18 protein-coding genes and 1 tRNA gene are annotated in these 19,195 nt (G+C 64.9%); 17 read left to right on the forward strand and 2 right to left on the reverse strand.

The genetic code is table 11. The features are described from left to right. Window positions 1-5: 5 nt before the first annotated feature. The 15 genes from AB3347_RS21470 (at window position 6) to AB3347_RS21540 (ending at window position 16,995) form a co-directional block, all read left to right on the forward strand. Window positions 6-1,529 carry a SpoVR family protein gene (locus AB3347_RS21470; RefSeq protein WP_369093753.1) on the forward strand — a complete coding sequence of 508 codons (1,524 nt, stop codon included), beginning with the start codon at window positions 6-8 and terminating at the stop codon, window positions 1,527-1,529. 863 nt (window positions 1,530-2,392) lie between these two features. Beyond that, the gene (locus AB3347_RS21475; protein WP_369093754.1) at window positions 2,393-3,052 is read left to right on the forward strand and encodes an energy transducer TonB; all 660 of its coding nucleotides are present in this window, start codon (window positions 2,393-2,395) and stop codon (window positions 3,050-3,052) included. A gap of 85 nt (window positions 3,053-3,137) precedes the next feature. Next, complete coding sequence (locus AB3347_RS21480) at window positions 3,138-4,073, forward strand: MotA/TolQ/ExbB proton channel family protein (protein ID WP_369093755.1); 936 nt, start codon at window positions 3,138-3,140, stop codon at window positions 4,071-4,073. A 2-nt stretch (window positions 4,074-4,075) separates the two neighbouring features. After that, a complete protein-coding gene (locus AB3347_RS21485; RefSeq protein ID WP_369093756.1) occupies window positions 4,076-4,504 on the forward strand; it encodes an ExbD/TolR family protein in 429 nt (142 codons plus the stop codon). Between the two features lie 81 nt (window positions 4,505-4,585). Further along, window positions 4,586-5,017 (forward strand): ExbD/TolR family protein, encoded by a 432-nt coding sequence (locus tag AB3347_RS21490; protein ID WP_369093757.1) that lies wholly within the window; start codon window positions 4,586-4,588, stop codon window positions 5,015-5,017. 68 nt (window positions 5,018-5,085) lie between these two features. Next, window positions 5,086-6,312, forward strand: a complete 1,227-nt coding sequence (locus AB3347_RS21495; protein ID WP_369093758.1) for a tetratricopeptide repeat protein — start codon at window positions 5,086-5,088, stop codon at window positions 6,310-6,312. A 178-nt stretch (window positions 6,313-6,490) separates the two neighbouring features. Then, window positions 6,491-7,474, forward strand: coding sequence for a bifunctional riboflavin kinase/FAD synthetase (locus tag AB3347_RS21500; protein WP_369093759.1), 984 nt, complete (start codon window positions 6,491-6,493; stop codon window positions 7,472-7,474). Window positions 7,475-7,570: 96 nt separating this feature from the next. After that, entirely contained in the window at window positions 7,571-10,480 is a 2,910-nt protein-coding gene (gene ileS, locus AB3347_RS21505; RefSeq protein ID WP_369093760.1) for an isoleucine--tRNA ligase, read from the forward strand. 106 nt (window positions 10,481-10,586) lie between these two features. Next, window positions 10,587-11,114 carry a signal peptidase II gene (gene lspA, locus AB3347_RS21510; protein ID WP_369093761.1) on the forward strand — a complete coding sequence of 176 codons (528 nt, stop codon included), beginning with the start codon at window positions 10,587-10,589 and terminating at the stop codon, window positions 11,112-11,114. 39 nt (window positions 11,115-11,153) lie between these two features. Further along, the gene (gene coaBC, locus AB3347_RS21515) at window positions 11,154-12,374 is read left to right on the forward strand and encodes a bifunctional phosphopantothenoylcysteine decarboxylase/phosphopantothenate--cysteine ligase CoaBC (protein ID WP_369093853.1); all 1,221 of its coding nucleotides are present in this window, start codon (window positions 11,154-11,156) and stop codon (window positions 12,372-12,374) included. A gap of 19 nt (window positions 12,375-12,393) precedes the next feature. After that, window positions 12,394-12,843, forward strand: coding sequence for a dUTP diphosphatase (gene dut, locus AB3347_RS21520; protein WP_369093762.1), 450 nt, complete (start codon window positions 12,394-12,396; stop codon window positions 12,841-12,843). Window positions 12,844-12,871: 28 nt separating this feature from the next. Next, entirely contained in the window at window positions 12,872-13,963 is a 1,092-nt protein-coding gene (locus AB3347_RS21525) for a M48 family metalloprotease (RefSeq protein ID WP_369093763.1), read from the forward strand. Between the two features lie 121 nt (window positions 13,964-14,084). After that, window positions 14,085-15,116, forward strand: a complete 1,032-nt coding sequence (locus AB3347_RS21530; protein ID WP_369093764.1) for an XdhC family protein — start codon at window positions 14,085-14,087, stop codon at window positions 15,114-15,116. Between the two features lie 76 nt (window positions 15,117-15,192). Then, window positions 15,193-16,098 (forward strand): DMT family transporter, encoded by a 906-nt coding sequence (locus AB3347_RS21535; protein WP_369093765.1) that lies wholly within the window; start codon window positions 15,193-15,195, stop codon window positions 16,096-16,098. 9 nt (window positions 16,099-16,107) lie between these two features. After that, window positions 16,108-16,995, forward strand: coding sequence for a DNA-3-methyladenine glycosylase (locus tag AB3347_RS21540; protein WP_369093766.1), 888 nt, complete (start codon window positions 16,108-16,110; stop codon window positions 16,993-16,995). A gap of 15 nt (window positions 16,996-17,010) precedes the next feature. On the opposite strand, the gene AB3347_RS21545 is transcribed toward AB3347_RS21540, so the two are convergent. Both AB3347_RS21545 and AB3347_RS21550 read right to left on the reverse strand, forming a co-directional pair. Then, window positions 17,011-17,424, reverse strand: a complete 414-nt coding sequence (locus AB3347_RS21545) for a T6SS immunity protein Tdi1 domain-containing protein (protein WP_369093767.1) — start codon at window positions 17,422-17,424, stop codon at window positions 17,011-17,013. 183 nt (window positions 17,425-17,607) lie between these two features. Continuing rightward, a tRNA-Met gene (locus tag AB3347_RS21550) sits at window positions 17,608-17,684 on the reverse strand. Window positions 17,685-17,857: 173 nt separating this feature from the next. Between AB3347_RS21550 and AB3347_RS21555 the strand changes: the two genes are divergently transcribed. After that, on the forward strand, window positions 17,858-18,439 hold the full coding sequence (locus AB3347_RS21555; protein ID WP_369093768.1) for an NUDIX hydrolase: 582 nt from the start codon (window positions 17,858-17,860) through the stop codon (window positions 18,437-18,439). 10 nt (window positions 18,440-18,449) lie between these two features. Beyond that, a complete protein-coding gene (gene aat / locus AB3347_RS21560) occupies window positions 18,450-19,181 on the forward strand; it encodes a leucyl/phenylalanyl-tRNA--protein transferase (protein WP_369093769.1) in 732 nt (243 codons plus the stop codon). Window positions 19,182-19,195 lie beyond the last annotated feature (14 nt).

The following is a 19,195-nucleotide window of genomic DNA, read 5'->3' on the forward strand; positions in this document are numbered from 1 at the left end:
CAGCCATGCCAAGAGACCCCAACAACCCGCGCGCCCTGCCCGAACAGTCCGAATGGACCTTCGACCTGATCGAACAGGCGCACGAGGAAATCAAGCGGGTGGCCAAGCGCTACGGCCTGGACACCTACCCCAACCAGCTCGAGATCATCACCGCCGAGCAGATGATGGACGCCTATACGTCCGTCGGCATGCCGGTGTCATACAACCACTGGTCGTTTGGCAAGCACTTCCTGACAACCGAAAAGAGCTACAAGCGCGGCCAGATGGGCCTGGCCTACGAGATCGTCATCAACTCGAATCCCTGCATCGCCTACCTGATGGAGGAAAACAGCCTGACGATGCAGGCCCTGGTGATCGCGCATGCTGCCTACGGGCACAACTCCTTCTTCAAAGGCAACTATCTATTCCGGACCTGGACCGATGCCGACGCGATCGTCGACTACATGGTCTTTGCCAAGAACTATATTGCCGAGTGCGAACAGCGTTACGGCATCGATGCGGTGGAAGAGCTGCTCGACTCCTGTCACGCCCTGCAGAACTATGGCGTGGACCGCTACAAGCGGCCGGCCAAGCTGTCGGTAGCGCAGGAAACAGCACGCCAGAAAGAGCGCGCAGAATATGCGCAGTCGCAGGTGAACGAAATCTGGCGCACGCTGCCACTGCGCGAGGAACATGTCGCGGCCACGGCGCCGGTACGCTTCCCGCCCGAGCCGGAAGAGAACCTGCTCTACTTCATCGAGAAATACGCGCCCTTGCTCGAACCCTGGCAGCGCGAACTGGTGCGCATCACCCGCAAGATCTCGCAGTATTTCTATCCGCAGCGCCAGACCCAGGTGATGAACGAAGGCTGGGCGACCTTCTGGCACTACACCATCCTGCAGGATCTCTATAAAGAGGGCATCGTCGGCGACGGCTTCATGCTCGAGTTTCTGCAAAGCCATACGAATGTCGTGTACCAGCCCCCGGCGAGCAGTCCGTATTACAGCGGAATCAATCCGTATGCGCTAGGTTTCGCGATGATGAGCGACATTCGCCGCATTTGCGAAGAGCCCACCGATGAAGACCGGGCCTGGTTCCCGGATATCGCAGGCAGCGACTGGATCAAGACCCTGGACTTTGCAATGCGCAACTTCAAGGACGAGAGCTTCATCGCCCAGTACCTCTCGCCCAAGCTGATCCGCGAGTTCCACTTCTTCGCCGTGCTCGACGACGACCGCAGCGACAAGCTGACCATCTCGGCGATCCACGACGAGCAGGGCTACCGCTATGTGCGCCAAAAACTGGCCGAGCAGTACAACATCGGCAGCCGCGAACCGAACATCCAGGTCTGGCAGGTCAATACCCGGGACGACCGCGCGCTGACCCTGCGCCACACCCAGTTCAACCGCCGGCCGCTGAACCAGCAGGCCCAGGAAGTGCTGAAACACGTGGCGCGCCTGTGGGGCTTCGATGTCAGGCTGGAGACGGTGGACCCGAGTGGCCACGTCGTCAGTTTCCTCGAATGCCGCCGCGAGAAGCGCGGCCGCTGAGGGCCCTGCGGGCGGCCAACGCGAAGGCGGGCCGCCCGCGCAGTTTCCTGTAACGCTCAGGAACCATCCTGGCGTCAGACCGCGCAGCTTCTCCCAGGCAGGCCGCAGCTTGCCGCCTGTTGCCCGGCTGGCCGACGCACCGAGACGTCAACGTCTTCCCCGGCGGCGCCGGCGCAGCAGATTCCGCCCTGCCATCCCTACCCAGGGCACCCAAGCTTCCTTGCCATGTCCGGCTGCACGTTCTTGCCACCCCACCCCAGCCCAAATGACCAACCGAACGTAATTTTTTTGCGCTTTGGTGCGCCAACACACTGTTCAAAACCCCGATTTCCATGTAGTTTTGCGATGCATGAGAAGCAGATATCGGCTCCGTGATTATCAGAAATATAACTGACGCATATCAAGACGCGTTACGCCCATGAGTTTTGGCTATGAGCTGGCACGGGTAAATGGCGCTGTTTTGAGTGCTCAACAGTACGCGCCGCTTCGGTGGATCTGGCTATAGTTTGTGTAAAGCCGTCAGCTTCATCATATGAAATTTGCCGCACGGCTATTTTGGCAAGAAAAATTTGGTAAAACCGGCATCCATGCCTGACGATCCACAGATGGAGGAGAACAGCTACATAAACTTACAAATCATCAGTGCTTTCTGGACCACACACGCGGGGCCGCAGGGCTTGTATAGATGAGCCGCTTTGCCTGTTTTTACAGGCAGATACGATGCTTTCGGGGATATAAAAATGTCTCCTCAAAAAAGAATTCGTAGGTATAATTCTTTGATGTCCCGGATGCGGCCCTAGGTTTTTGTCGTGTTTAGTGGGTTTAGTGGCAACAAAAAAGAGTTGGTATTGGAGAAAGATGGCATGAATTTTTCGCATGAGAAGAACCCGGGAAAGAACTTCACAGGTCTCGCCATTGTTATCCTGTTGCACGTTCTGGTAGCTTGGGCAGTCATCAATGGCCTGGGCACCCGGATCGTAAGCAAGGTAACCGAGGCTGTGGAAACGAAACTGATTGAAGAGGTGAAGCCGCCGCCACCGCCGGAAACGCCGCCACCGCCGCCACCGCCGGAAATGAAGGCTCCGCCACCGCCTTTCATCCCACCGGTCGAAGTGCAGGTGCAGCAACCGCCGCCGCCGGCAAACGCGATCACCACCGCGACCAATACGCCGCCGCCGACCACCTCGCTGGCACCTCCGGCACCTCCGGCGCCGCCGGCCCCGCCTGCAGCACCGCGTGGTCCGAGCCGTACCGAAGCGGTTGCAGACTTCAACACTTGCGCACGTCCGGAATATCCGCGTTCGTCGCAGCGTAACGAAGAAACGGGTACCACGACCCTGCAGTTCCTGATTGGTGTCGATGGTCGCGTGATGGATTCCAAACTGCAGAAGTCGAGTGGCTTCCGCGATCTGGACCGGGCAGCGCAAGCAGCCCTGAGCAAATGCCGATTCAAGCCGGCCATGGTTGATGGCCAGCCGCAACAGGCGTGGACAGCGGTGCAGTACGTCTGGACGCTGGAATAAAACCGAGACAGAACACCGTCTCAACTCTATGATTTTCGTTGTCAATAGTTCAGCGAACTGTCTATTTTATATTTTTGGAGGAAGCATGTTTAAGAATACCCGTTTGTCCGCTATGCTCGCGGCTGTCCTGTTCTCGGTAACGGCAGCAACGGCCCTGGTCTCCGCACCGGCCTTCGCTGACGCTCCTGCCGCAGGCGCTGCTGCTCCGGCGGCTGACGCGGCTGCACCGGCTGCCGACGCAGCTGCTGCACCGGCTGGCGACGCTGCCGCCGCTCCGGCTGGCGACGCTGCCGCCCCGGCTGCCGCTGAAGGCGCCACCGAAGAAGTGCACAACCCGTACGGCTTCGCCGCCATGTGGGAAGAAGGCGACTTCGTCAACAAGGGCACCATCATCATCCTGTCGCTGATGTCGATGGGTTCGTGGTACATCATCATCACCAAGCTGATCGACCAGCAGAAGATCATGCGCCAGTCGAAGGAAGCTTCGGCCAAGTTCTGGAAAGCGCCGTCGATCGCCGCTGGCTCGGCACAGCTGAAAGAAGGCTCGCCGTTCCGCTTCATCGCTGAAACCGGCACCAAGGCAACCCAGCACCACGACGGCGCCCTGCTCGAGCAGATCGACCTGTCGACCTGGGTGACCATGCAGATCCAGCGCGCCGTGGACCGCGTCCAGTCGCGTCTGCAAGATGGCCTGTCGTTCCTGGCAACCGTCGGTTCGACCTCGCCGTTCATCGGTCTGTTCGGTACCGTCTGGGGCATCTACAACGCGCTGACCGCCATCGGTATGTCGGGTAACGCATCGATCGACAAAGTGGCAGGCCCGGTGGGTGAAGCACTGATCATGACCGCATTCGGTCTGTTCGTTGCAGTCCCGGCGGTTCTGGGTTACAACTGGCTGGTTCGTCGTAACAAGTCGGTCATGGAAGACATCCGTTCGTTCTCGGCCGACGTTCACTCGGTCCTGATCTCGGGTGCCATGTCGACCTCGAACGCTGCCGCTGGTGCTAAGAAGGCTGGCTAATCATGTCGATGAGTGTCGGCTCCGATTCCGGAGATGAAGATGCCGTGATGTCGGAGATCAACACGACGCCCCTCGTGGACATCATGTTGGTTCTCCTGATCATCTTCCTGATCACCAGCCCGGTGGTGCTGAATCTGCAGAAAGTGAACCTGCCTGCGGAAACGAACCAGGTCACCAAGACCAAGCCGGAAGACGTCAACATCACCATCAACAAAGATGGCGAGATGTACTACAACCAGACGCGCATCGCGAACACGGACGAACTGTTCAAGTTCCTCGCGGAGCAGTCGGTGAAAGTGCCGCAGCCGGCAGTGAAAGTTCGTGGCGACCAAGCATCGCGCTACGAAGCGATCGGCCGCGTGATTTACACGGCTCAGCGTGCTGGGATTCAGAAGGTCGGTTTCGTCATCGAACCGCCTGACAAGGGCTAACGTCCTGTCCGCGATATCGGGGTTTTCTACGGAAGACCTTGATATCGCGTCCGTGACCCCAACATTTGAAAAGGAAACACCATGGGCATGAACGTAGGTTCGGGCTCCGCCAAAGGAGCTGATCCGGAACCGATGATGGAAATGAACATGACGCCGCTGATCGACGTCCTGCTCGTTCTCATCATTATGATGATTATCACGATTCCGAAGCAAAACCACTCGGTCAATCTGAACATGCCGGTCGGCACCCCGCCACCGTCGACCACCCAGCCGGTGGTGGTGACGATTGACGTGGACTTCGACGGCACCATCCTCTGGGATGGCCAGGTCGTGCCAAGTCGTCAGGACCTGGAAGCCAAGATGAATGCAGTGGCAGCAATGCCTGACCAGCCGGAAGTGCACCTGCGTCCGAACAAGCTGGTCGAGTACAAGGTGGTTGCCGGCGTCATGGCAACTGCGCAGCGTCTCGGCGTCACCAAGATCGGCATGGTCGGTAACGAGCAGTTCCAGTAATCGATCCATGTATGACCAACACGGCAGGGTTTCCCTGCCGTGTCCATTTTGAAGAAGGATGTTTTCAGATGATTAAATTCCGTCTCGCACACTTTGGCCTCGCGCTGGCCGCTCTCGGCTTCACCGCCGCCCTGCCGGTCGTCGGCCTGGCACCTGTGCACGCCGCGGTCTCCCTGCGTCCGGAAGTCGGCAAGCCGCTGCAACAGGCGCAGACCCTGATGAAACAGGGCAACGCCAAGGGTGCACTGGCTGCCCTGCGCGATGCGGACAAGGCTGCGAAAACCGACGACGAACGCTTCCTGATCGAGCGCGTGCGCGCCTCGGCGGCGTCCTCGGCGGGCGACTGGAACACCGCCGCCAGCTCGTTCGAAAAGCTGCTGGATTCGGGCAAGCTGAGCGCCGGTGAGCGCTCGCAGTTCTCGGAAGGCCTGGTCGGCATCTACATGCGCGCCGGCGACCTGAACAAGGCAAATGACACCATCAAGAAACTGCTGCAAAAGGGCAACGATCCGAAGCTGCGCGCCTACCTGCTGCAGAACTACTACAAGCAGGGCAATGTCGCCGCGCTCGAGCAGGAACTGCGCAATGCGGAGAAGAACGGCCGCCTGAGCGAAGACGAACTGGGCATGCTGGCCAACATCCAGCTGAAGAAGAACGACAAGGCAGGCTACGTCAACACCATCGAGAAGCTGGCCGCAAGCTATCCGAAGGCCCAGTACTGGAACGACCTGCTGAACCGCGTGCAAGGCAAACCGGGCTTCTCCGGCCGCCTGGCAGTCGACGTGTACCGCCTCAAGCTGGCCAACAACCTGATGAAGAAGCCGAGCGAGTTCATGGAAATGGCCCAGCTGGTGCTGCAGGCGAAAGCCCCGGCCGAAGCGCTGAAGGTCATCGACAAGGGCTACAAGGCCGGCGCCCTGGGCACCGGCGCGGACGCCGAGCGCCACAAGCGCCTGAAGGACCTGGCCGAGAAGAACATGGCCGAGCAGAACAAGAGCGTCGCCGCCCTGGAAACCGAATACACCGCCGCCAAGGACAACGACGCGCTGGTGGGCCTCGGCTACGCGCTGGTGCAAGCCGGCCAGGCCGACAAGGGCCTGAAGATGATGGAAGCCGCCATCAAGGCCGGCGCCCTGCGCTATCCGGACGAAGCCAAGCTGCGCCTGGGCGAAGCCTATGCCGCGGCCGGCAAGAAGCAGCAAGCCATCAACACGCTCAAGACCGTGGGCGGCAAGGACGGCAGCGCCGACCTGGCCCGCTACTGGATCATGGCGATCAACCGTCCGATCGCCTGATTTGCCGGGCTGATCGAACGATCGCACAACGCCGCCTGCTCGCAGGCGGCGTTTTTATTTGCGGCGGCGCACCCTCCACCTCCCCCCGCCCGCGGCCATCGTTGCTGTGCAACATGCGAGTTACCGTATAATCAGGTATTTCGCGCCGGACCGGCCGGTTGCGCCATTGGAACCATTGATGAAGGTATTTCGCGGACTTCCCAACGACAGGGCGCGCGCGCCCTGCGCCCTCACGATCGGCAATTTCGACGGTGTCCACCGCGGCCACCAGGCCTTGTTGGCGCACGTCCGCGGCGCCGCCGCCCGGCTCGGGCTCGAAGCCGCCGTGATGACCTTCGAGCCGCACCCGCGCGAATACTTCGCCCGGCGGATGGGCGACCTGTCGAAAGCCCCGGCCCGCATCGCCAACCTGCGCGACAAGCTGGGCGACCTGTCGAATGCCGGGATCGACCGCGTCATCGTCGAACACTTCAACGAACATTTCGCCAGCCAGTCCCCCCAGGATTTCATCGAGCGCGTGCTGGTGGACGGCCTGCACGTGAAGTGGCTGATGGTGGGCGACGACTTCTGTTTCGGCGCCCGGCGCGCCGGCAACATCGCGATGCTGCAGGAAGCCGGGCGGCAGTACGGCTTCCAGGTCGAGACCCTCGACACCGTCATGCTGGGCGAGCGCCGCATCTCGTCGTCGGCGGTGCGCGAAGCGCTGGCCGCCGGCGACTTCGGCGCCACCCAGCAGCTGCTGGGCCATCCTTACGCCATGTCGGGCCACGTGATCCACGGCCAGAAGCTCGGCCGCACGCTGGGCTTCCCGACCCTCAACCTGCGCGTCGCGCACCGTCCTGCCCTGAACGGCATCTTCGTGGTGCAGGTGCACGGCCTGGGCGCGGACGGCTGCGACGCCCCGCTGCCCGCGGTGGCCAGCCTGGGCGTGCGCCCCACCGTCGAAGACGCCGGCCGCATGCTGCTGGAAGTCCATGTGTTCGGCTACGACCAGCCCGCCTACGGCAAGCTGGTCCGGGTCGAATTCCTGGCCAAGCTGCGCGACGAGGAAAAATACGTCGACCTGCCCACGCTCACCGCCGCGATCGAACGCGACGCCGACCAGGCACGCGCCTTTTTTGCGCACCGCAGCGGCGCCCTCACCGCGACCGACCGAATTTGACGCTTCCGCATTGCCCGCCTCCTTGAGGCGCGCTACCGAACAACGGCGCCCGCGCCCCGCCGCGGCGCCGAACCGAATCCCTTAGAGAAGAACCCTATGTCCGATACCAAGCCAGACCAGAAAAGCGCAGTCCAGAACAACGCCGGCCAGAAAGCTGCGAAAAAGCCAGAGAGCAAATATCCGGTCAACATGACCGATACCCCTTTCCCGATGCGCGGCGACCTGGCCAAGCGCGAACCGGGCTGGGTCAAGCAATGGCAGGAAAAGAAGATCTACCATCGCATCCGCAAAGCGGCCGCCGGCCGTCCGAAATTCATCCTGCACGACGGTCCCCCGTATGCGAACGGCGACATCCACCTGGGCCACGCCGTCAACAAGATCCTGAAAGACATGGTGGTGAAGTCGCGCACCATGGCCGGCTTCGACGCGCCCTACGTGCCGGGCTGGGACTGCCACGGCATGCCGATCGAGATCCAGATCGAAAAACAGTTCGGCAAGAACCTGCCGACCGCCGACGTGCTGCAGAAAGCACGCGCCTACGCGCTCGAGCAGATCGACCGCCAGCGCGCCGGCTTCATCCGCCTGGGCGTGCTGGGCGAATGGGAAAACCCGTACATGACCATGGCCTACGGCAACGAGGCCGATGAGCTGCGCGCGCTCGGCACGCTGCTTGAAAAGGGCTACGTCTACCGCGGCCTGAAACCCGTCAACTGGTGCTTCGACTGCGGCTCGGCCCTGGCGGAAGCGGAAGTGGAATACCAGGACAAGCGCGATCCGGCGATCGACGTCGGCTTCCCGTTCGCGGAACCGGAAAAAGTCGCGGCCGCCTTCGGCCTGGCGCAGCTGCCCACTACCAATGGCTTCATCGTGATCTGGACCACCACCCCGTGGACCATCCCGTCGAACCAGGCCCTGAACGTCAATCCGGAAGTGACTTATGCGCTGGTGCAGGCCGAGCGCGACGGTCAAGCGCTGCTGCTGATCCTGGCGCAGGACCTGGTCGAAGCCACGCTGCAGCGCTACAAGCTGGAAGGCACGGTCATCGCCACCACCCTGGGCGAAAAGCTGGGCGGCCTGCGCTTCAAGCACCCGCTGCACGCGCAAGACCCGTTCTACGACCGCACGTCGCCGGTCTACCTGGCCGACTACGTCACGGTCGACAGCGGCACCGGCGTGGTCCACTCGGCCCCGGCCTACGGCCTGGAAGACTTCCAGTCCTGCAAATCGCACGGCATGAAGGACGACGAGATCCTGAAACCGGTGATGGGCGACGGCCGCTTCGCCTCGACCCTGCCGCTGTTCGGCGGCCTGACCATCTGGGAAGCGTCCAAGCCGATCTGCGAGGCCCTGCGCGCCGCCGGCGCCCTGTTCGAACTCAAGATGTTCGACCACAGCTACATGCACTGCTGGCGCCACAAGACCCCGATCGTCTACCGCGCCACCTCGCAGTGGTTCGCCGGCATGGACATCACGCCGAAGGATGGCGGCGCCACCCTGCGCGAAACCGCGCTGGCCGGCATCGCCGAAACCAAGTTCTTCCCCGACTGGGGCCAGGCGCGCCTGCAGGGCATGATCGCCAACCGTCCGGACTGGACCCTGTCGCGCCAGCGCCAGTGGGGCGTGCCGATGGCCTTCTTCATCCACAAGGAGACCGGCGAACTGCACCCGCGCACCCCGGAACTGCTGGAGCAGGTCGCCAAGCTGATCGAGCAGAACGGCATCGACGCCTGGCAGACCCTGGATCCGGCCACCCTGCTGGGCGAGGACGCGGCGCACTACGAGAAGAACAAGGACACGCTGGACGTGTGGTTCGACTCGGGTTCGACCCACCAGACCGTGCTGCGCGGCTCGCACAAGGAGCAGTCCGCCTTCCCGGCCGACCTCTACCTGGAGGGCTCGGACCAGCACCGCGGCTGGTTCCACTCGTCGCTGCTGACCTCCTCGATGCTGAACGGCCGTCCACCCTACAAGGCGCTGCTGACCCACGGCTTCACGGTCGACGAGAACGGCAAGAAGATGTCCAAGTCGCTCGGCAACACGCTGGCGCCGCAGAAGATCTCCGATACGCTCGGCGCCGACATCCTGCGCCTGTGGGTGGCCTCGACCGACTACACCGGGGAGCTGTCGATCGGCGAAGAAATCCTCAAGCGCGTGACCGAGGCCTACCGCCGCATCCGCAACACCCTGCGCTTCCTGCTGGCGAACACTTCGGACTTCGACCCGGCCAAGGACGCCGTGCCGGTGGCCGAGCTGCTCGAGATCGACCGCTACGCGATCGCCGCCATGGCCCAGCTGCAGGACGACATCGCCGGCCACTTCGAGCGCTACGAGTTCCACCCGGTGGTGGCGCGCCTGCAGAACTACTGCTCGGAAGACCTGGGCGGCTTCTACCTCGACATCCTGAAGGACCGCCTGTACACCAGCGGCGTGGATTCGACGGCGCGCCGCTCGGCCCAGACCGCGCTGTGGCACATCGCTCATTCCCTGCTGCGCGTGATGGCGCCGATCCTGTCCTTCACCGCCGAGGAAGCCTGGGCCGTGTTCGCGGGCCAGCAGGGCTATGCGGACAGCGACGAGACCATCTTCACCCAGACCCTGTGGAGCTTCCCGCAGCTGCCCGATGCCGAGGCGCTGCTGGCCAAGTACGCGGCCCTGCGCGAAGTGCGCGCCGACGTGACCAAGCAGCTGGAAGAAGTGCGCGCCTCGGGCGCCATCGGCTCCTCGCTGCAGGCGGAGCTGGCGATCAAGGCCGCGGGTGACAAGTACGCGCTGCTGGCGAGCCTGGACGATGACCTGAAGTTCGTGTTCATCACCTCGCAGGCCAGCGTCGAGCAGGTGGCGGACGCCGCCGCCGAAGCCGTCAGCGTGACCCCGTCGGAAGCGGAAAAGTGCGAGCGCTGCTGGCACTACCGCCGCGACGTCGGCCACGACCACGCGCATCCGGGCCTGTGCGGCCGCTGCACCAGCAACCTGTTCGGCAGCGGCGAAGCGCGCCGCTTCGCGTAACGGGCATACCTGGGCATACCTGGGCATACCTCCCCCTTGCGGGGTTCCGCCGCCGCGCCGCGCCTGGGAAACCGGGCGCGGCGCGACGGGCACCACTTCCTCTACCATGGCCACTAAAAAGAAAACCGCATCGCCGGGCGCCAAGCCTGTCTACAAGCCTTCCGCCAGCCTGCTGCCCTGGTTCGGCATCGCCATCCTGGTGATCCTGTTCGACCAGGTCACCAAGCTCACCGTCGAGCGCACTTTCGCCTACGGCGAGACGCTGCCGCTGACCGGCTTCTTCAACCTGATCAAGGTGTACAACCCGGGCGCCGCCTTCAGCTTCCTGGGCGATGCCGGCGGCTGGCAGCGCTACCTCTTCACCGGCATCGCGCTCCTGGCCGTCGGCTTCATCCTGTACCTGATGAAGAAGCACGCCACCCAGCGCCTGTTCTGCTTCGCGCTGGCCCTGATCATGGGCGGCGCCATCGGCAACGTGATCGACCGCCTGGCCTACGGCCACGTGATCGACTTCCTCGATTTCTACTGGAAGGGCGTCGGCCACTTCCCGGCCTTTAACATCGCCGACATCGGTATCTCGGTCGGCGCGTTCCTGTTCATCGTGGACGAACTGCGCCGCGTGAACAAGTCGTAATCCTGGCGAATCAATGCTGAACCTGGAGGCATCATGAGCATGGACCTGAAGGGCAAGAAGATCGTCCTCGGCCTGACCGGCGGCGTGGCCTGCTACAAGGCGGCCGAACTGTGCCGCGCCCTGGTCAAGCAGGGCGCGGGCGTGCAGGTGGTGATGAGCGAAGCGGCCACCCACTTCATCGGCACGGTGACGATGCAGGCCCTGTCCGGGCAGCCGGTCTACACCGACCAGTGGGACCCGCGCATGGCCAACAACATGGCCCACATCGACCTGACCCGCGACGCCGACGCGATCCTGATCGCGCCCTGCTCGGCCGACTTCATCCGCAAGCTGGCGCACGGCGCCTGCGACGACCTGCTGTCGACCCTGTGCGTGGCGCGTCCGCGCCGCGTGCCGCTGCTGGTAGCCCCTGCGATGAACGTCGAGATGTGGGAAAACCCCGCCACTGCCCGCAACGTGGACCGGATCCGCGACGACGGCGTGTGCCTGTTCGGCCCCGCGGCCGGTTCCCAGGCCTGCGGCGAGACCGGCCTGGGCCGCATGCTGGAGCCGGACGAACTGGTGGAGGAGCTGATCGCCTCGTTCCAGCACAAGCTGCTGGCCGGCCGGCGCGTCCTGATCACGGCCGGGCCGACTTTCGAACCGATCGACCCGGTGCGCGGCATCACCAACCTCTCCTCGGGCAAGATGGGCTATGCGGTGGCGCGCGCCGCGCGCGAAGCCGGCGCCGAGGTCACCCTGGTGACCGGCCCCACCTCGCTGCCGACGCCGCACGGCGTGCGCCGCATCGACGTGCTCACCGCCCAGCAGATGCACGACGCCGTGATGGCGGGCGTGCAGGGCCAGCACGTCTTCATCGGCGTGGCGGCGGTGGCCGACTGGCGGGTGGCGAATGCCAGCGGCCAGAAGATCAAGAAGCAGGAAGGCGGCGGCGCGCCGCAGCTGGAGTTCGTGCAGAACGCCGACATCCTGGCCTCGGTGGCCGCCACCACCTCGCTCTCGGGCTGGCCTTACTGCGTGGGCTTTGCCGCCGAGTCGGAAAACCTGATGGAGTTCGGCCCGGCCAAGCGCGAGAAAAAAGGCATTCCCCTGTTGGTGGGCAACATCGGGCCCCAGACCTTCGGGCAGGATGAGAACACCATCATCCTGTTCGACGAAACCGGCCACACCGTGCTGCCGCGCGCCGACAAGCTGAGCCTGGCGCGCCAGCTGGTTTCCGAAATCGCGAAGCGCCTCGAACAGCGCTCCTTACTTACCTGAGCATCAAACGAAGAACAGCATGAAACACATCGACCTCAAGATCCTCGACCCGCGCATGAAGGAGCTGCTCCCGAGCTACGGCACGCCCGGCAGCGCCGGCCTGGACCTGCGCGCCTGCATCGACGCCCCGCTCGTCATCGAGCCCGGCCAGACGGTGCTGGTGCCGACCGGCCTGGCGATCCACATCGGCGATCCGGGCTACGCCGCCATGATCCTGCCGCGCAGTGGGCTCGGCCATAAGAACGGCATCGTTCTCGGCAATCTGGTAGGCTTGATCGACTCCGACTACCAGGGACAGCTGATGGTCTCGACCTGGAACCGCGGCCATGCCAGCTTCACGCTGCAGCCGCTCGACCGGCTGGCGCAGCTCGTGATCGTGCCCGTGCTGCAGGTCGGCTTCAATGTGGTGGAGGAGTTCGCATCGAGCGAACGGGGCGCCGGAGGATTCGGCAGCACCGGCAAACAATAAGAGCAATCAACAGGAGATCAGGAGGATCATGTTCCGCATCCATTTGCGTCCGAATATTCGTCGCGGCGCGCTGGCCATTGCCACCGCCGCATTGCTGTCGGCCTGCGCCACGCAGGGGCCGATGCAGCCGGGCCAGCCGCTCCCGCCAGGGCAGACGGCCCCCGAGACTGCGCAAGTGACTCCGGAGATGACGGCGGCCGCCGACACCCTCACCAAGATGGCGAACCTGCAGGAGCGCCTGTACAAGGTCGCCGCGCCCCTGCTGATCGACAATGCGGAACTGTGCACGCGCCACGCGCGCAACCTGCTCGGTTTCACCGCCAAGAACCGCTACACCTACCCGGGCACCTATAACGAGGCCGCGCACATGGTGCTTGGCATGGGCGAGCGCCTGCAGGTGACCAATGTGCTGGCCGGCAGCGGCGCGGCCAAGGCCGGCCTGCGCAACGGCGACGAACTGGTGGCCGCCGGCGGCAAGCCGCTGCCGACCGGTCCGAATGCGCTGTCGCAGGCAGGCGCCGTGTTCGGGCCGATCGTGCAGAAGCAGGCCAGCCTGCCGCTGACCATCGAGCGCCGCGGCGCGCAACGCGACCTGACCATCCCCGTGACGCGCGCCTGTGCCTTCGGTATCGAACTGGGCAACGCCGACAACGTCAACGCCTACGCCGACGGCCAGCGCGTGATGGTCACGCGCGGCATGATGGGCTTCGTCCAGAACGACGACGAACTGGCCTACGTGGTGGCGCACACGATGGCGCACAACATGCTGGGCCACGCCGCCAGCCAGCGCAATGCCGCCACCATCGGCAGCATCATCGACAACCTCACCCGCATTGCGCCGGATACCTCGATGCTGATCGGCAGCGGTGGCATCAAGGCGATGCCGGCCACGCTCGACACCACCGCCGACCGCCTCGCGGTCTACCTGCTGGCGCGCGCCGACTACCGCGTCGACGGCGTCGCCGGGTTCTGGAAGCGCTTCGCCGACACCTATCCGGCGACGGTCCTGAACGGGCACACGGCGAACCACCCGGCGCTGCCCCAGCGCCTGGCCGCCATCGACAAGGCGGTGGCCGAGGTCAAGTCCAGGAAGTCGGCCAACAAGCCGCTGACGCCCTGAGCATGCCTGCCTGAGCCTGGCGAATACGGACGCTGCGTGCGTCCGTATTCGTTTTGTGCGTCCGGCAAGCCTGCCGCGATTTTTGTATCATTGTTCATCTCTCACCAAGGCCGCCGGCACCATGGACAGCATCGACCTCGACGTACTCAAGACCTGCGACGCCTGGCTCGCCGCGGGCCGCCGCTGCCAGCTGGTGACGGTCATCAAGACCTGGGGCTCGAGTCCGCGCCCGATCGGCGCCACCCTCGGCATCTGCGACGACGGCGCCGTGGTCGGCTCGGTCTCCGGCGGCTGCATCGAGGACGACCTGATCGCCCGGGCGCGCAGCAAGGGCATCGAGCTGGCGCGGCCCGAGATCGTCAGCTACGGCATCAGCGCCGACGAGGCGCACCGCTTCGGCCTGCCCTGCGGCGGCACCATCGAACTGGCGATCGAACCGCTGACGCCCGAGAGCCGCATCCGCGAGCTGCTGGCGCGCCTGCACGAAGGCGAACTGGTCGAGCGCCGCGTGGACCTGGCGAGCGGCGCCGTGACGCTGGCGCGTGCCGATGCCGGCGCCGTCCAGCGCGTGGAAGACGGCGTGCTCGCCACGCTCCACGGACCGCGCTGGCGCTTGTTCATCATCGGTGCCGGTCCCTTGTCGCGCTTCCTGGCGCAGGTGGCGAGCGGCATGGACTACCGCGTGGTCGTGTGCGACCCGCGCGAGGAGTACCGCAGCGGCTGGAACCTGCCCGGCGTCGAGCTGGTGCACATGATGCCCGACGACCTGGTGATCGAGGCGCGCCTGGACGCCCGCAGCGCCGTGGTCGCCCTCACCCACGACCCCAAGCTGGACGACCTGGCGCTGATGGAAGCGCTCAGGTCCGACGCCTTCTACGTCGGCGCGATCGGCTCGCGCCTGAACAACCAGAAGCGCCGCGAGCGCCTGAAGCTGTTCGACCTGGACGATGCCCAGCTGGCGCGCCTGCACGGTCCGATCGGCATCTACATCGGCAGCAAGACCCCGAGCGAGATCGCGATCTCGATCATGGCCGAAATGACCGCCGTGAAGAACGGCGTGCCGGCCGCGCTGCTGGTGCGGCATGCACAGGCGGCGGCACCCCAGCCGGCGACCGGCGCGGCCTGCGTGGCCGTGCGCAGCGCCGCGGCATGAGTTCGACCGCAAGAAGCGGATGGCGCGAGCGCCCCCGCCCTGTCACAATCGCTGCTTTGTCCCTGGCTGTCTTCCCATGAATACCGTGAACATGCTGCGCCTGGTGGCGCTGGCCGCCATCTGGGGCGGCTCCTTCCTCTTCATGCGCATCGCCGCGCCCGTGCTCGGCCCTGCCGTGCTGATCGAATACCGGGTATTGTTCGCGGCCCTGTTCCTGGCCGCCGTGGCCTGGGTCATGCACAAGCGCGGCAAGGGCGCGCCGCTCGACCTGCGCCGGCACTGGCGGCACTACCTGATGCTGGGCTTCTTCAACTCGGCCCTGCCCTTCCTGCTGTTCGCCTTCGCCGCGCGCACGCTGTCGGCCTCGGTGCTGTCGGTGCTGAACGCCACCGCGCCGATGTTCGGGGCGCTGGTCGGGGCCGTGTGGGCGCGCCAGAAAGTATCCGGGCGCGCCGCGCTCGGCCTGCTGCTCGGCACCATCGGGGTGAGCCTGCTGGTCGGCTTCGATCACGTGTCGGAACGCCCGGGCGCCGCGGTCGCCATCGCCGCGGCGCTGGTGGCGGCCTTCAGCTACAGCGTCGCCAGCCAGTACGCCAAATCGGCCAAGGCGGTCGCCCCGTTCGCCAACGCGCACGGCTCGATGTGGGCGGCGACGCTGTGCGTGATCCCGGCGCTGGCCTTCTTCCCCTCGCCCGGCGAGCCGAGCCTGGGCATCATGGCCGCGGTGCTGGCGCTGGGCGTGCTGTGCAGCGGCATTGCCTACATCCTGTACTTCAAGCTGATCGAGGAGGTCGGCACCACCTCGGCGCTCACGGTGACCTTCCTCAACCCGATGTTCGGCATCCTGTGGGGCGCGCTGTTCCTGCACGAAGTGATCGGCTGGCACACGCTGCTGGGTTCGGGCATCGTACTGGTCGGCACCGCGCTGGTGACCGGTTTCGTGCCGTCCTTCCTGCGCGCTCCGGCCGCGCAGGCCAAGTAAGGAAACGCGATGCAGATCCGGCTCACGCTCGACCTGCCGCCCGGCTACCGCACCCGGGACGTGCTGGCCTTCCACAGCCGGGACGCCGAAGGCCTCGCGGAACAGGTGCGGCCCGATGGGCTGCGCAAGGGCGTGCTGCTGGGCGGCACGCCGGTGGTGCTGGACGTGGACCTCGGCCCGGGCCGCGCGGCGTGCAGCGTGGATGCCGACGGCGAGACCGGCCCGGCGCTGATGGCGCAGGCGCGCGAGGCGCTGCTCAACATCCTCGGCCTGCGCATCGACCCGGCCGCCTTCGCCGCCTTCGCACACGAGGACCCCGCGCTGGGGCCGGTGGTGGCGCGCCAGCCCGGCTTGCGCATCGTGCAGTCGGCCACCGTGTTCGAGGCCCTGACCTGGGCCATAATCGGCCAGCAGATCAACCTGCCTTTCGCGATCGCGCTGCGCCGCAGCTTCATCGGGCTGGCCGGGCGCGCGCATTCGAGCGGGCTGTGGTGTTATCCGGAAGCCCCCGACGTCGCCCGCCTGGCGCTGGAAGACCTGACGAGCCGAAAGTTCTCGCGCGCCAAAGCCGAAACCCTGCTGCGCCTGGCCCGACTGGTGGCCGACGGCAGCGTGGTGCTCGATCGCGACAGGCCGATCGACGAGGTGACGCAGGAACTGCTGGCGATCAAGGGCATCGGTCCCTGGACCGTCAACTACGCGCTGCTGCGCGGCTACGGCTACCCGGATTGCTCGCTGGAAGGCGACGTGGCCATCCGCACCGCCTTCCACCGCCTGCTCGGCGGCGATGCGCGTCCGGACATCCCGGCCACGCAGCGCCTGCTGGCACGCTACGCACCGCAGCGCACGATGGCGGCGGCCTACCTGTGGGCCAGCCTCGGCGATGAAGCCGACTGAAGACGCGCGCCGACATCAATTCCAGCGCGGCAAATCATCGAACTGCTGTGCACTCTCTCCCGAAAAACGGATCAGTTCCGGCAGCGGCACCGTGGCGAGGTTGTCGCGGCCGTAGTGGCCGCCGAGCGCGCTCGGGATCTTGAGGCAGTACTTGCGGCCTTCGGCCAGCGGGCCGAGCGTGGATTCGGCCAGGTGCACGACCTCGGGCATGTACCAGTCGTTCAGGAAATCCTGGTTGTAGGCCAGCGCATCGAGCGCGGCGCGGCTGTCGGCGACCGGCTCGCAGCACAGGTCTTGCGGACGCAGGCGCCAGTAGCGCCCCTCGTCGTCGCGGATGATGAGGTTGCCGAATGCATTGGACCCAAGGACCTCGACAGCGGTCAAGCCGACCCAGCCCCAGGCGTCGTTGATGTCGTCTACGTTGATCATGGTCTGTCCTGTTGTTCGCAGGCAGGCGCATGGGAGCACGCGCCGCCGTTTCGCATGTTGGACAAGGCGGGCGCGACAACATTCCCTACGGACGCGTCCGGTTTGAGCTGTGTCGTGTGAAGGAGAAAATGGGGCCGGAATGTGAAAAGCCGCTGATCCTTGCGGATCAGCGGCTTCGAATTCTGGTTGCGGGGACAGGATTTGAACCTGTGACCTTCGGGTTATGAGCCCGACGAGCTGCCAGACTGCTCCACCCCGCGTCTGATGAAATGAATTATACGCCGAAACGGTCTTTTAGGCAAACCCAATCCTTCGCGGGTGTGCAATTGCAGTACGGCGCCGCTCAGCCATGTGCACGCGCAGGCGCGGCCGCGGCGGCATAAGCCGGGCAAATCAGTGTAAAGTAAGCACAATATCAACCTGCCGCTGACCTATGAAATTCTGTTCCGAGTGCGCCCATCCAGTCGCCCTGGCCATTCCCGACGGCGACAACCGGCCGCGCTACGTCTGCCCGCAATGCCATACCATCCATTACCAGAATCCCAAGCTGGTCGTCGGCTCGATTCCTGTCTGGGAACAGGACGGCAAACTGCAAGTACTCCTGTGCAAGCGCGCGATCGAACCGCGCTACGGCTACTGGACCCTGCCGGCCGGCTTCATGGAGAACGAGGAAACCACCGAGCAGGCCGCCCTGCGCGAAACGGAAGAAGAAGCCGGAGCCGACGTCGAGCTCGGTAAGCTGTTCACGCTGCTGAATGTCGCGCACGTGCACCAGGTGCACCTGTTCTACCTGGCGCGCCTGCGCAACCTGGACTTCGCGCCGGGCGAGGAAAGCCTCGAGGTGCAGCTGTTCACGCAGGACGAGATTCCCTGGGACGATCTGGCTTTCCCGACGGTGCGCAGCACGCTGGAACTCTTTTTTGCCGATCGCGTCAAAGTGCGCGAGGGCGGCGCCTACGGTTTCCACAGCCGGGACATCGTGCGCCCGATGCTGGCTCCCCGCGAACCCGACTGATCCCGCCGCCATGATTCCCTGGCTCGAGCCGACATCGCCGTTTCCCGACGTGTCCGAGGCGTTGACGATCGATGCGCCCGGCCTGCTCGCAGCCGGGGCCGACCTGTCGCCGCAGCGGCTGCTGCTTGCTTACCAGAACGGGATTTTCCCCTGGTTCTCGGAAGGCCAGCCCATCCTGTGGTGGAGCACCGATCCGCGCATGGTGCTGCGCCCCGAGCGCTTCAAGATCAGCGACAGCCTCAAGAAGACCCTCAAGCGCGTCGAGCGCAGCAGGCGCGAGGGGGGGCGCTGGGACGTGCGCTTCGACACCGCCTTCGAAGACGTGATGCGCGCCTGCGCCGCGCCGCGCAAGGACGGACCGGGTACCTGGATTTCCGAAGACATCATCGACGGCTACACCGGCCTGCACGCGATGGGCTATGCGCACTCGTCCGAAGTCTGGCTCGATGGCGAGCTGGTGGGCGGCGCCTATGGCGTCTGCATCGGCCGCATGTTCTATGGGGAATCGATGTTCGCGCGGGTGTCGGACGCCTCCAAGGTGGCGCTGGCCTACCTGGTCGCCTTCCTGCGCAGCCAGGGCGTCTCGATGATCGACTGCCAGCAGGAGACCGGCCACCTGGCCTCGCTGGGCGCCGCGCCGATCCCGCGCAGCGCCTTCCTGGCGCATTTGCGGGCAGCCATCCGCGAACCGGCCATCGCCCGCTGGGAGCCGGTGCCGCCTTTGCATGGGACGGTTGACTGACTAACAGTGATACG

It is taken from the genome of Massilia sp. X63 (genome assembly GCF_041023745.1).
Taxonomy (GTDB): Bacteria; Pseudomonadota; Gammaproteobacteria; order Burkholderiales; family Burkholderiaceae_D; genus Telluria.

What these genes read in the sequence shown, in the direction of transcription:
- AB3347_RS21540 (WP_369093766.1), top strand. Translation starts at nt 16,108, where the DNA reads ATGCAGATCCGGCTCACGCTCGACCTGCCGCCCGGCTACCGCACCCGG.
- AB3347_RS21485 (WP_369093756.1), top strand. Translation starts at nt 4,076, where the DNA reads ATGTCGATGAGTGTCGGCTCCGATTCCGGAGATGAAGATGCCGTGATG.
- AB3347_RS21495 (WP_369093758.1), top strand. Translation starts at nt 5,086, where the DNA reads ATGATTAAATTCCGTCTCGCACACTTTGGCCTCGCGCTGGCCGCTCTC.
- AB3347_RS21525 (WP_369093763.1), top strand. Translation starts at nt 12,872, where the DNA reads ATGTTCCGCATCCATTTGCGTCCGAATATTCGTCGCGGCGCGCTGGCC.
- AB3347_RS21480 (WP_369093755.1), top strand. Translation starts at nt 3,138, where the DNA reads ATGTTTAAGAATACCCGTTTGTCCGCTATGCTCGCGGCTGTCCTGTTC.
- lspA (WP_369093761.1), top strand. Translation starts at nt 10,587, where the DNA reads ATGGCCACTAAAAAGAAAACCGCATCGCCGGGCGCCAAGCCTGTCTAC.
- AB3347_RS21545 (WP_369093767.1), bottom strand. Translation starts at nt 17,424, where the DNA reads ATGATCAACGTAGACGACATCAACGACGCCTGGGGCTGGGTCGGCTTG.
- aat (WP_369093769.1), top strand. Translation starts at nt 18,450, where the DNA reads ATGATTCCCTGGCTCGAGCCGACATCGCCGTTTCCCGACGTGTCCGAG.
- AB3347_RS21500 (WP_369093759.1), top strand. Translation starts at nt 6,491, where the DNA reads ATGAAGGTATTTCGCGGACTTCCCAACGACAGGGCGCGCGCGCCCTGC.
- ileS (WP_369093760.1), top strand. Translation starts at nt 7,571, where the DNA reads ATGTCCGATACCAAGCCAGACCAGAAAAGCGCAGTCCAGAACAACGCC.
- AB3347_RS21490 (WP_369093757.1), top strand. Translation starts at nt 4,586, where the DNA reads ATGGGCATGAACGTAGGTTCGGGCTCCGCCAAAGGAGCTGATCCGGAA.
- AB3347_RS21535 (WP_369093765.1), top strand. Translation starts at nt 15,193, where the DNA reads ATGAATACCGTGAACATGCTGCGCCTGGTGGCGCTGGCCGCCATCTGG.
- AB3347_RS21475 (WP_369093754.1), top strand. Translation starts at nt 2,393, where the DNA reads ATGAATTTTTCGCATGAGAAGAACCCGGGAAAGAACTTCACAGGTCTC.
- dut (WP_369093762.1), top strand. Translation starts at nt 12,394, where the DNA reads ATGAAACACATCGACCTCAAGATCCTCGACCCGCGCATGAAGGAGCTG.
- AB3347_RS21470 (WP_369093753.1), top strand. Translation starts at nt 6, where the DNA reads ATGCCAAGAGACCCCAACAACCCGCGCGCCCTGCCCGAACAGTCCGAA.
- AB3347_RS21555 (WP_369093768.1), top strand. Translation starts at nt 17,858, where the DNA reads ATGAAATTCTGTTCCGAGTGCGCCCATCCAGTCGCCCTGGCCATTCCC.
- coaBC (WP_369093853.1), top strand. Translation starts at nt 11,154, where the DNA reads ATGGACCTGAAGGGCAAGAAGATCGTCCTCGGCCTGACCGGCGGCGTG.
- AB3347_RS21530 (WP_369093764.1), top strand. Translation starts at nt 14,085, where the DNA reads ATGGACAGCATCGACCTCGACGTACTCAAGACCTGCGACGCCTGGCTC.